We start from the raw sequence: 11853 nt of genomic DNA on the forward strand, positions 1-11853 counted from the left end.
CGAAGGGCTGGGAAGAGTAATTCGACTGGTAGTCTTTTAAACCACAAAGGCTATTGCGAGCATCTGATAATAGATGCTTGGGAGGAATTGACTATTTACTTCCGATCCGCTAAAAACAATCCAGAGGGTAGGTCTAGCCTAGCCCAGCTAACAGATTGAAGTTTTGCCAGATAAAACGAACCCCGATAATACAAAGCAGTAAGGCAAAGCACAGCTTTAAGCGCTTAGCAGATATCTTGTGTGCAACGCTGGCACCAAGCCTGGCAAAGAGCACGCTGGTAAGTACAATTCCCACAAAAGCCGGCCAGTAAATATAACCACTACTCCACTTTGGTAGTAACTGATTGTCCCACCCTTGCACGGCAAAGCTGATTGAACCAGAAATAGCGATTGGCAGACCAAAGGCAGCGGAGGTTCCGACAGCGCGCTGCATTTTTGTACCGAAGTGCGATAAGTAGGGAACCACCAAGGCCCCTCCACCAATACCAAAGATCGCTGCGAGCCATCCGATTACTCCTCCGGAACAGATCAAGGGGGCTGTCCCGGGTAAGTGACCGCCATTTTCTTGTGAGGTTGCCGAGGCCAATCCACCTAAGCCCATACGCACGGCCATAAATATGGCAAATACGCCAATCAATAGCTGCAACCAAGCACCAGGTAACAAGTCTGCTGTCACGCCGCCCAGCCAAGACCCTACAAGTATCCCTGGAGTCATAATCCAAAATAGGTGCCAGTCAACGGCACCTTTTGCGTTATGTGCCCAGACCGAACTGATTGAAGTCACGATAATGGTTGCCAACGAAGTCCCCACCGCCATATGGGTCAGCACCTGGGGGGAGATACCCGTGGCAGAAAAAATCAACACCAAAGCAGGCACGATGATTAAGCCTCCACCAATCCCCAAGAGGCCTGCCGCAGTACCCGCGATGGCGCCGAGTAACAAGTAAACAAATAGCATTTCCATAGTCTAATAGTTTAGTCACTCTTAAAGGCAACCAAATACACTGAGTCGCGCTGTTTGATACATTAAATTGCTTCATAGGATTTTTGCGTTCCAGCTAATTGACTTTTAAAAAATCTATTCGAGCCCCCATTTAAAAATAGAGGAGGGTGCCTCTGTAGGATTTGCACCTTTCAAGTTTGAGCTCTAGACGGGGTTTATATTGGGCTGTAAAGGTGTGGTGTTTGGTTGGCACTTGAACTATATCAGAAAGCTATTTACTCATTTCCTGGCTCCTAACTACTAACCCGGTGTGTTAGCCTCTATAAGTATTGAAACTATTGGCTATTTTTTGCATTTAATGAAGTTTGCTTTGCTTATGTCTTTGTGTGGTTAGGTCTGAGCAAGGATGGGAATCATAGGCATAAGTATTTTGATAGGATCAAAAAATATACTTACCTTTCCAGACTTAAAGAAATTTGAAGCTTCCCTATCTGTATAATTCAAGATGCATTTCAGGTTAGAGTGAAGGTGATTTATTGAGTTTAATAAAGGTTGCTTTGAGTATTGAAATATTTACTTTTCATATAAAAGAACAATTTTCCATTGTGTTTAACGGTATTGGAACAGGGCAATGCTTTACTCAACAGGCTCAAACGATTTATAGCATGTTAAGGTTCTATGGGGCTACGTGGGCACATGCAACAGTATTCAGGATTGATCCAACTGCAGTTGTTGAGTCACTTTAGAAGCTTGGTCTGCCAATTATTTAGATGGTGAGGCTTATCATCAGATAAGGCTTCGTTAGCTTTAAATTTAAGAAAATAATTTGATTAAACATGCGTCTTGCGACAACCCTGTCAGGTATCTATGGGCGTGTAGTTTTTCTTTAGTTATTATTTAGATAAGGACCCCGGCGCATACACAGTTGTGTTAATGGTTGTTAGCTGATAATAACTACTTGTCTTATTTTTTTCTACGTCCTCTTTATGCTAAGTTGCTCAAAGGAAAACTTTGAAGTAATTGTGGCCATAAGGGTAGTTGACTAAATTTAGATGGTATGTGATCGACTGAAGTGACAATCCCTTCCTTGTAAGGTGGTATCGTGGCCGACAAATCCAACTTTCTATCCAGATTATTCACGCCGATAGAAGCGCCAGAGAGCTTTGTCCAGCAGCACTTAAAAGGTTATGGCAGTGTATCTACTCTACTTATAAATGTTGTCACTAGAAGTGACCAGCGCGAAATTACTGATTGTCTAGACAAACTCTATAACTTAGTTGCATTGACTACCGCGCCTCACCCGAAACGCTTTTACTTAGAAAAGATAAAGGCGCTGAGGGAAGAGCTGACAGGTGTCGTTGGAAGGAAGGCCCTATATAAGAGGTTGGAGGTTGAAAAGATCCCCTTCTACATCCACTTTGATAGCACATCTGTATGCTTTATAGCAAATCATGACTTTTTTTCCGGTTACACTGGCCTGCTCTTTTCTAAATATGCCAATTGCTTGTTGAAGAAAGATCAGGAAAAGTCAGATGCATATTGCTCTTCAATAATGCATATATACAAGGGTAATGGGCAATACTCAAATTTTCACCGAGTTATAGGGCTGGTCCAAGCTATATTTATAGGTTTAAGTCTGAGAATGTTTAATAGGAAGGAGAGCAAGCCAAATCCATTTCTCTTGGAGGAAAAGGGTTGTATAAAAGGAGATCTCGATGACATCGTATTGGTGTCAGCTAAAGTTGAATCTAGCGAGATATCTTTCGAAAATGTCTTGAAATCTTTTATAGATAATTTTGTCAGTACTTTTGAAAGGCAGCGAGCAAATATATTGATTACACAAGAGTTTATTCACAACATTCCGGATCAGGGTGAAAGACTGGCTGGGGTAGGAAATACGGCATCTGGTTTCTATTTTTCTCTAAATAAACTCTCTAGGTATCAAATATACCTATTAAAAAGGTACCATATTGCATATTATGCAATGGTGCTCCTCAACATGTTAAAAGTTGAGAAGCAAGTTACATCAAGTATTAATGAAGACTTTACATTTAGTTATTTGCCTGCTCGAGAGGTCGACTGTATCGCGACCTATTCAATCACAAGAGATGCACTGGTTTTTGTTATTAGCAAAGCTTCTGATGGTTATCATATTGAGGTTGCTGTTAATGAGGCTATTTTCTCTCTTGATAAGGTTGTTCTGTTTCTGAAATCTTTCTCTAGCGAGATTGAACTATCAGATATCTGATAGATGCTTGAAAAATGTATAATAATATTTAGGCGCGTTTAAGTTGGTCACTCAGGTCAATTGTTAGCTTGCAGTAGTTGTTAGCCCAAATCGTTTGAATTCGCGATTACTAAACTCATAATACCCGGAAATTCTCTTGCAGATATATTGATAGTTTGGGTTGCTCAAATCTTTAATTTTGTTCCTCTTGCCATTGATTGTCTCTGTTAAATTTATGTTGTCTTGGTGGTAGACAATGGCTTCTTTCATAAAAATTGGCTGAACTTTGAGCTCATTGATAACTCGATAAGCCAGGTCTATGTCATCGTAACCCCAGGTTCCATCGTATTTTTCATCGAAAAAACCAACTTTAATGACATCCTGCCTTTTAAACACCATATTACAGCCATAAAAGTGCCCCCAGGGGTGTTCTGTATTGGGTAATTGCTCTATTTTCCCTAGGCGCCTATCTTTACTGAGCCCATAATTTGATGGGCTATTAAATCTAGGGCATGCATCAAGGTACTTGCCGTCGCCGTCCATTTCTGCTGGGTCAATATCTTTAGAGTGAATAAATTCCCTTATCCCGGTCATGCAGATACTAGGCCCATAATCATTGATTATTTTTTGAATCTCTGCCAGATAGTTCGGGGCGGGGATACAATCACTATCTGTAAATACACACCACTCGTATTTAGCAATCTTTACCCCTAAGTTTCGCGCCGAGTTAAGTGCAAATGGGTCTGGTAATTGAGGTCTGAATAGTAAAGTTAAAGTAAGGTGGTTCTTAAACTGGTTGTAACATGACAGGATGTTGGGGTCTTGCGAGTTGTTATCTACAATAATGATTTCAAAATTTTCCTTTGGAAAGGTTTGTAAAGTGTAGCCTTGTAATAGGTTATACAGAAGGTCAGAATCGTTGTAGCATGGCATAATAATACTGAATCGATCGGACATGCACCTAAACTTCCTGTTGTCTATAGCTCAAAATCATTTTAAGTGAATCAGGTGGAATATAAGGTGAGCGATAAATCGAATCTCCTTAACTTGGCGACTGGATTGATCGGCTATCAAACCTTATCCTTGCATTTTAGAGTACTTAGAAGTTTTAGCACTTTTGATAGTGAATATGAGGATTATTGGCAGGGTATATCTTTGTGCAGCTCACGTGGACATTTGCAGGTGAAATAGTGGAAAGCTAGAGCAATAGTCTGCCATGTTATTTGACTTTTTGGTAAAGCTACCTCCTTTCAATTCATAAACTGGAACATCAAATCTCATTATATAGGGCGATATAATTAAGGCTTTTAACTTGCTCTAGTCTTTAGGGGATAGCAACTGTCGAAAAGTGGATATTCAAGTCAATTTACTGCTCGTGGAAGGAGGAAATACCTGTTAGGGATCAACTTGTTAATTATATCTCATGCTATAAACCGGAAGTATTGGGTGAAATTTTAACTTACCCCAATGCTTTGTGTTGAATTACACGGGGCAACTTTTGAGTAAATGATTGAGGCTCAGCAAATCGCCACTAACGATGGGATAGTGCTTGGTGCAAGGCTATTCTCGCCGAGTGAGGTGCCCAAAGCCGGCATCATTATTAATTCTGCTATGGCGGTTAAGCAGAGCTACTATCGGGATTTTGCTTGTTTCTTAGCCCGGAATGGCTATTTGGTTCTTACTTATGATTACCGAGGTATCGGAAAGTCCGCTATCGAGAGTCAAAGGGACAAACGGCTGACCTTAAGAGCCTGGGGGGAGAGAGATTTGGCGGCAGTGATTGACTGGTGTAGCAAACGAGCTAAAAGCTTGGAGTGGCACTGCATTTGCCATAGTGTCGGTGGTCAAATTGTAGGTCTTGCATCAAATAACACCCGATTTGCGAGTGTGTATTGTGTTTCTTCTCAGAGCGGTTATTGGGGGCACTGGGATGCAAGGTATCAGCCAAAGCTGTTGTTTGGATGGTACTGCGCATTTCCTTTGCTATCGAATGTTTTGGGGTGGGTGCCTGGAGTACTTTGGGGGGGAGAGAACCTACCTGCAGGAATAGCTCGTGAATGGGCTTACTGGGCTCGACATAAGGATTACGTTGTCGATCAGCATGGTCGGCCGATTCGTGAGGGATTCGAGCGCTTGCAGTGTGATATGAAGTTCCTGCTAATAGATGACGATAAGGACTTTGCACCAGAGAAGGCTGTCTACGCATTGCGAGATTTTTACTGTAATGCGAATACAGATATTGAGGTGATTCAAACCAGCTCTATTGGAAATACATCAATAGGCCACTTTGGGTTTTTCCGAAAGGAGTTCAAGGAGAGTCTTTGGCGGAACGTATTAGGTTGGCTGGACTAGTCCCTCCTGGCGTTGATACGCCCTCGTATCAGAAATGATGCCTTTTTAAGCAACTCGAGTCTGTGGTCGTTAGCATGGAAAGACAAGTACTGTGTAGAGGCTTACAAGAACCAGAAGGGCCCATCTGTCTGCCTGATGGCCGCATTTATGTCACTGAAATGGCATCTGGACGGCACTGTATAAGCCGTATTGACTTGCAGGGTCAATATCAACAAATAGGCTATCCTGCTCGGCGACCTAATGGCATGGCAATCGATGGGTATGACAATTTATGGATTGCAGATGGAGGGGGTAAGCAGCTTGTTCGCATGGGGCTAAATGGGGATCTTATTGAATCTTATGACGGACCAGAAGATCAGCCCTACTTATGGCCCAATGATCTGGTTTTTGGTGAAAATGGCTTACTTTACATAACCGACTCCGGGATTGACCCGGATATTTTTGTTCAGGGGCAGGTGATTCGAGCTGATTGCCGATCTTGTCGCTACGATGGACAGGTATTAGAGATAGATCCTCGCAATGGAGATGTGTTGCGACAGCTTGATTCCGGATTACGTTTTCCCAACGGTATTGCCATTGATGATCGGGGCCAGCTGTATGTAGGGGAGACTATTAGCGGCAATATCTACCGCTACGATCTCGCTTCGTTAACGCACCCCAAGCGGGAGCTTTTCGGCAATGTGGTTGTTGGGGTGCCAGAGGGGTTTGTAGGGCCAGATGGGATGGCTTTCGGTAGCGACGGGCGATTATATTGTGCAGTTTTTGGTCAAGGTGACGTGACCGTTCTTGATGGTGAGGGAAGTGTGGCCGAACGTATACCCACCTGTGGTAAGCGTCCCACGAATATAGCCTTTTGCGAAGACTCGAGAGGTGGGGCGGTAGTAACGATTCTGGATGCAGGGTGCTTAGAGTGGGTAGGAATACCGTGCCGTGGTAGGCAGCTATATCGCCCAAAGATATAGACTGAGTGGATTGTCTACCTAATGATATTGTTTAGGGCCAAATAAAAGCAGCTTCAACGTCAGTTTTTAGATTTCTGTTGTATATAGTTGCGCCATCCATGAAATTGGGAAATGTCTTCTTGTTGCTGAGTCAAATAGTTTTCTCCTAATATCCCTAAAACTTGCCCGCCATTTTCTAAGACTACTTTACCCAAAGTTAGTCCCGTTGCCTCTAAATTAAGCACTTCAATTAAACTAGCCTTGGGTAAGGACCAAATTTCAATGTTGAACCATGTTCCACCAGTACGCACTCTCTGCATCGAAGGATATTCGCCTTTGATTGCCCACATCCGGTAAATGGCTTCTGTTTTAGCCTCCCTGACAAATGTTGCATTGTTTTGTATTAAGTTTTTATCTAACGCCAGGCCACGCATCAATGGTCCATTTACTGCGACTTCTGTATGTGTACTCATTTCGACTGTCTAAATCAAATATTTGATATTAGTGCTACTGACCGGTTTTATTACTACTCATACTCTCCGCATAAGCTCGCCAGCCATGCCACTTGGATATATCTTTCTGGTTTTGGACAATATAGTTTTCACCCAGTATGCCTAATACTTGTGTTCCATCCGCTAAAGCAACTTTACCTAAAACTAACCCTTTGGCCTCCTCCTCTAATAGATTGACCAAGTTGGCTTGCGGAATCGACCAGATCTCCAGTGTAATCCATGTGCCGCCGTTGAGAACTCTTTCCATTGCGGGGTATTTGTCTCCAATTGACCACATGCGATAGATCGACGCCGTTTTAGCCTCTCGTACAAAAGTGGCATGGTTTTTAAGCATATGTTTTTCGAGGGCGAATCCACGCATTAGCGTGCCATTAACTGCGACGTCAATAGATTCAGCATTCGCTAGTGACACCAATACCATTAAACTAGCAGCAATATATCTGAGTATCCTGAGCATTTATTTATCTCGAGTTGGCGCCTTATGAATTTAGCTTAGATATGGAGGCAAGAAGACACTAAATTATGCTTGTGCCTCCCTTATTATTTTAGAATGCTACCAGAGATATATTTTGTCGTTTATCAATAAAAACCAGTGGAAACATATTATGAACCTGACAGATTTGTTATTACCTACATATATACAACTATTGGAAGCCCTTTCTAGTTGGTTGGAAAAGGCAAAAACAGAATTTCCAGAAGATGAGTCTGAAGCCCTCCTTAAAGCGAGGCTTGCCCCAGATATGTTTCCTTTATCATCCCAAGTGCGGTTTAGTTGTTTACAGGCGCAAGAGGCAATATTTCGATTGAAGCGGTGTGCGCTTCCAGATTTTCTGGAGCAATTGGCTCGTGAAGGGCAGAGAGCTGATGAAAACCCCGGGTCCATTTCCGAAGCTCAAGAGCGAATTCGAGAGGCACTGGTATTTTTAAGAAGCGTTACGCCAGAAGCAGTGATGGTAGCAGTGGATGAGCCTGTGACGATTAAGCTCCCGAATGGGATGACTTTCGATATGACTAATGAGCAATATGCCAGGGACTGGGCGCTACCTCAATTTTATTTCCATATCAACACGGCCTATGCAATCTTGAGAGCCCAAGGTGTTTCCTTAGGTAAAGCCGACTATGTACAGCACGCTTTTGCTTATCTCAGGCCAGAGATGATTTCAGATTGCTAATGGTTAACAACGCTAAGTTTTTCAAGTTCATAGCTGATGGGGAGGGGGACTTTGCTTTTCTCCATCTGACTTTTGTGTATTAACTCCATAAGTGTTAATTTCGAGAGAAAAAGAGATTACTAGATAAAAAGTCAAACTTCTTTGTTGGTACGTTCTTCTATAGAATCCGCTCCCTTTCCGATTCTTCATGCGTACGATAACAGGAAGTTTATATATGACCATCTCCCGCCGAACCTTTGTCCAGGCCATGGGTGTTGCACTTTTGACTCCCTTTACGGTCCGTTCTCTCGCGGACACTGATAGCGAAACCTATGCACGTTTTGTACTGGGCGGCACCACATTTGCTGATCAAATTGATAACGACGGAATTGTTTTTGATTTATCAGTAGCCTCGGGAGATCCCAGTCAAACTGGAGTGGTCCTTTGGACGCATATTAACCCAGACTCCTATATCGCGGGTCAGTCTCTGTATGTAGATGTCGCGCTGGATGAAGAATTTACCCAGCCAATTCTAAGTGCTGAGATTAATGCTAGCGATATCACGGCAGACCGTGATTACACCGTTAACATTGACCTGGAAGGCTACTTATCTTCTGACCAACGTTACTATTACCGCTTCAAATACGGGACTGTCAGTAGCCGCGTTGGGCGTTGTCACACACTGCCTACCGGTAGCCTAGAAAATCTAAAGATGGCTGTGGTTACCTGTCAGGATTACACCACCGGTTATTACAACGCCTACAACCATATCGCGGACGAAGATGTACATTGCGTACTGCATTTGGGTGACTTTATCTATGAATATGCCCAGTACGAGGGCTTTGAAAGCTCAATAGTGCATTCACTCTCCCTGCCTTCTGGCGGCTCTGTTGCGATGGATCTTGAGGACTATCGTCATATTTACAGAGAGTATCGCAAGGACAAGAACCTGCAGCGAGCGATGGAAATGCACTCATTTATCATCACCTGGGATGATCATGAAACTGCAGACAATGCTTACTGGGATTACGAGCGGGATACTCTGGGTGTGCCATCTCATCCCTACCAGACCGGCGATAACAACCCTGACCAGCTGCGCCAGCTGCGTCGCGATGCTCAGCAGGCCTGGATCGAATATGTTCCAGCGCGGGTAAAAGTCGATGAATCCGCAAGCCACGCTTTTGACTACTTACAGATTTATCGTTCTTTCCAGTTCGGTGACTTGGTTGATCTGTATATGACAGATAGCCGCACCTATAGGACCAAGGAGCCGTGCAAGGATGGTACAGCTTGGGAAAACTACTGGTGCACAGATTATGAAGAAGATACCCAAACCATGCTGGGTAAGACTCAGCGGGATTGGCTGATTGATGGAGTTGTTAACTCCAGTGCCCGCTGGAAAGTGTGGGGGAACCAGACTTTGCTGGCACAATTGGCTGGTACTATCTTGGGGCGCTCTCTTGTGTATGCCAATTATGATGCCTGGGATGGTTACCAGTGGGAGCGGGAAAAGATCCTGTCATCTGTTAAGGACAGCAATGTCGATAACTTTGTAGTGCTGACAGGGGACCTCCACTCCAGTATCGCTTCATACCTGAAAGTTGATTTCAGCAAAATTAGCAACTGGGACTACGACAACCTGGTTGGCGTTGAGCTGATGACCCCTTCCATATCTTCTCCCAATATGAACGATACGATTGAGAAAGGTATTGATGTTGGCAGTGTGTTTACATCACTGCTAAATGGCGGGGTTCAGGTCAATAACCCACATATCAAAGATTTTGTTAGTAATATCTATGGATATGCAGTGATCGAATTCAATGTCAATGAATTAAACTGGACCGTATACAACATCGATAAGAAGAGTGATAACCCGGATACCGAAAAAGCGGTATATAAGAAGTTTAATTATGAGCCTGTTGGCATGTGGTTAACCGAAAAGTAGCTGGTTCCCAGTAAATATGAAGTTGTGGGGCGCTTGCCCCCAACTTCACAAGATTCCTCTATTTCTATCCCTTCTGCATCATATCTAGCTTGTACGAGTAAGAAAGTCCTTCCCCGGTAGCAAAACTAATAAGCCATTGAACACGCATTTGATATATGCCTGCGGGTCATCTATACCCGACGATGGGCACAATGCTGTATCTAGCGTTGGGGCACTCTTGATAGATCAAGACATCAAGTAAAAGGATATTACCTTGCTGCAAGAATCTTACCCTTACTACCTGGCCAATGAAGCAGTGCATGCCAACACCGATCTGGAAGTTACTGACAAGTATTCAGGGAAAGTAGCTACCCGGGTTGCAATGGCTGATGCCAAGGTTATTGACAGTGCCATCGACTGGGCGCTTTTGGCAGAAAAACCGATGGCTAATTTGCCGTCTTACAACCGCCAGGAAGTTTTACAGCATTGTGTTGTACGTTTTCGTGAAAGGTTTGAAGAGCTGGCCGAAGCGCTGTGTATTGAAGCTGGTAAGCCGATTCATGATTCGCGGGGCGAGGTGCTGCGTCTAATCGATACATTTCATGTGGCTGCGGAAGAGGCAGTGCGTATCAATGGTGAGATTATCAATCTTGAGATATCCAAGCGCTCACGGGGCTATCGCGGATATATCAGGCGAGTGCCAGTAGGCGCATGCTCATTTATATCGCCGTTCAATTTCCCTTTGAACCTTGCCGCTCACAAGGTGGCACCTGCCATCGCTGCCGGATGTCCCTTTGTACTAAAACCCGCTAGCCGCACGCCCATAGGGGCATTGATCATCGCTGAAGTTCTGGCCGAAACACAGCTGCCGAAAGGTGCTTTTTCTGTATTACCCTGCCATAGAGAGGGAGCAGAGCTGTTTACAGTGGATGATCGATTTAAGCTGCTGAGCTTTACCGGCTCACCGGCGGTCGGCTGGGACCTAAAGGCCAGGGCGGGACGAAAGAAAGTGGTTTTGGAGTTGGGAGGTAATGCAGCCTGCGTTATCGATCGGGATACAGATCTTGATGATGCTGTAGAGAGGCTGATTTTCGGTGCTTTCTATCAGTCGGGTCAAAGCTGTATCGGCGTCCAGAGGATCTATGGACATTGCAGTCTATATGAAGACCTGAAGCGACGTCTGGTTGAGCGTACCAAAAAGCTTAAGAAAGGCGATCCTCGATCAGAAGATACATTTATTGGCCCAATGATTTCTGAGGGAGAGGCTACCCGCTTGCATACCTGGGTGGAAGAGGGGGTTCAAGCCGGGGGAACCCTGCTTTGTGGAGGTACACGAGATGGCGCCATGCTTGATCCAACGCTATTGGAAAACGTGCCCCATGACTGCTCCATTGTGCAGCAGGAGGCATTTGGTCCAGTTGCAATTCTGGAGCCTTTCGATAGCTTTGATGATGTTTTAGACAAGGTGAATGACAGTGCCTTTGGTCTGCAGGCTGGCATATTCACTCGTGACCTTTACAAATCCCAGCAAGCCTGGGATACCTTGGAGGTGGGTGGTGTGGTTATTGGTGATGTACCCAGCTGGCGGGTAGATAATATGCCCTATGGTGGTGTTAAGGATTCGGGTCTTGGTCGGGAGGGGGTACGTTGGGCTATTGCGGATATGACCGAGGAGAGGCTGATGGTGGTGCGAACTCCAGGGTAGGGATTTAGAGCTTTCCTTTTTAATCGAGTCATTTAATTGCAGAGTGGAATGAAAAACTAAATCTTATTTCTGGTATATACCGATTGTGATATTGTAGA

11 protein-coding genes are annotated in these 11853 nt (G+C 44.2%); 7 read left to right on the forward strand and 4 right to left on the reverse strand.

The annotated features are described in order from the left end of the window. Nucleotides 1-133: 133 nt before the first annotated feature. Nucleotides 134-958: a sulfite exporter TauE/SafE family protein gene (locus ACJJIQ_RS07310; protein WP_444927949.1), complete on the reverse strand. Its 825-nt coding sequence runs from the start codon at nt 956-958 to the stop codon at nt 134-136. A 521-nt stretch (nt 959-1479) separates the two neighbouring features. On the opposite strand from ACJJIQ_RS07310, the gene ACJJIQ_RS07315 reads away from it, so the two are divergent. Continuing rightward, entirely contained in the window at nt 1480-1689 is a 210-nt protein-coding gene (locus tag ACJJIQ_RS07315) for a hypothetical protein (protein ID WP_444927948.1), read from the forward strand. 356 nt (nt 1690-2045) lie between these two features. Continuing rightward, the gene (locus ACJJIQ_RS07320; RefSeq protein ID WP_445364167.1) at nt 2046-3191 is read left to right on the forward strand and encodes a hypothetical protein; all 1146 of its coding nucleotides are present in this window, start codon (nt 2046-2048) and stop codon (nt 3189-3191) included. A 63-nt stretch (nt 3192-3254) separates the two neighbouring features. Here the strand turns inward: ACJJIQ_RS07320 and ACJJIQ_RS07325 are convergent, their stop codons facing one another. Then, on the reverse strand, nt 3255-4127 hold the full coding sequence (locus ACJJIQ_RS07325) for a glycosyltransferase family 2 protein (protein ID WP_445361764.1): 873 nt from the start codon (nt 4125-4127) through the stop codon (nt 3255-3257). Nucleotides 4128-4676: 549 nt separating this feature from the next. Here ACJJIQ_RS07325 and ACJJIQ_RS07330 point away from each other — a divergent pair. Beyond that, entirely contained in the window at nt 4677-5522 is an 846-nt protein-coding gene (locus tag ACJJIQ_RS07330) for an alpha/beta hydrolase family protein (protein WP_445364168.1), read from the forward strand. Nucleotides 5523-5596: 74 nt separating this feature from the next. Continuing rightward, nucleotides 5597-6484 (forward strand): SMP-30/gluconolactonase/LRE family protein, encoded by an 888-nt coding sequence (locus ACJJIQ_RS07335; RefSeq protein WP_445364169.1) that lies wholly within the window; start codon nt 5597-5599, stop codon nt 6482-6484. Between the two features lie 59 nt (nt 6485-6543). Here ACJJIQ_RS07335 and ACJJIQ_RS07340 read toward each other — a convergent pair whose 3' ends face one another. Together ACJJIQ_RS07340 and ACJJIQ_RS07345 are read right to left on the reverse strand one after the other, a co-directional pair. Continuing rightward, on the reverse strand, nt 6544-6936 hold the full coding sequence (locus tag ACJJIQ_RS07340) for an allophanate hydrolase-related protein (RefSeq protein ID WP_445354118.1): 393 nt from the start codon (nt 6934-6936) through the stop codon (nt 6544-6546). Nucleotides 6937-6970: 34 nt separating this feature from the next. Further along, nucleotides 6971-7432: an allophanate hydrolase-related protein gene (locus tag ACJJIQ_RS07345; protein WP_444908188.1), complete on the reverse strand. Its 462-nt coding sequence runs from the start codon at nt 7430-7432 to the stop codon at nt 6971-6973. Between the two features lie 148 nt (nt 7433-7580). Here ACJJIQ_RS07345 and ACJJIQ_RS07350 point away from each other — a divergent pair, with 148 nt between their 5' ends. The 3 genes from ACJJIQ_RS07350 (at nt 7581) to ACJJIQ_RS07360 (ending at nt 11755) form a co-directional block, all read left to right on the forward strand. Then, nucleotides 7581-8147: a DUF1993 domain-containing protein gene (locus ACJJIQ_RS07350; protein WP_444908189.1), complete on the forward strand. Its 567-nt coding sequence runs from the start codon at nt 7581-7583 to the stop codon at nt 8145-8147. Nucleotides 8148-8361: 214 nt separating this feature from the next. Next, entirely contained in the window at nt 8362-10071 is a 1710-nt protein-coding gene (locus ACJJIQ_RS07355) for an alkaline phosphatase D family protein (protein WP_413662096.1), read from the forward strand. 253 nt (nt 10072-10324) lie between these two features. Next, nucleotides 10325-11755 carry an aldehyde dehydrogenase family protein gene (locus ACJJIQ_RS07360; protein ID WP_445364170.1) on the forward strand — a complete coding sequence of 477 codons (1431 nt, stop codon included), beginning with the start codon at nt 10325-10327 and terminating at the stop codon, nt 11753-11755. The last annotated feature ends 98 nt before the right edge of the window (nt 11756-11853 follow it).

The sequence above is a fragment of the Microbulbifer maximicatervae (SeqCode) genome (assembly GCF_052468295.1).

Bases quoted from the DNA above. Each gene is read 5' to 3' on its own strand.
- ACJJIQ_RS07340 (WP_445354118.1), bottom strand. From the start codon at position 6,936: ATGAGTACACATACAGAAGTCGCAGTAAATGGACCATTGATGCGTGGC.
- ACJJIQ_RS07350 (WP_444908189.1), top strand. From the start codon at position 7,581: ATGAACCTGACAGATTTGTTATTACCTACATATATACAACTATTGGAA.
- ACJJIQ_RS07310 (WP_444927949.1), bottom strand. From the start codon at position 958: ATGCTATTTGTTTACTTGTTACTCGGCGCCATCGCGGGTACTGCGGCA.
- ACJJIQ_RS07330 (WP_445364168.1), top strand. From the start codon at position 4,677: ATGATTGAGGCTCAGCAAATCGCCACTAACGATGGGATAGTGCTTGGT.
- ACJJIQ_RS07345 (WP_444908188.1), bottom strand. From the start codon at position 7,432: ATGCTCAGGATACTCAGATATATTGCTGCTAGTTTAATGGTATTGGTG.
- ACJJIQ_RS07355 (WP_413662096.1), top strand. From the start codon at position 8,362: ATGACCATCTCCCGCCGAACCTTTGTCCAGGCCATGGGTGTTGCACTT.
- ACJJIQ_RS07335 (WP_445364169.1), top strand. From the start codon at position 5,597: ATGGAAAGACAAGTACTGTGTAGAGGCTTACAAGAACCAGAAGGGCCC.
- ACJJIQ_RS07325 (WP_445361764.1), bottom strand. From the start codon at position 4,127: ATGTCCGATCGATTCAGTATTATTATGCCATGCTACAACGATTCTGAC.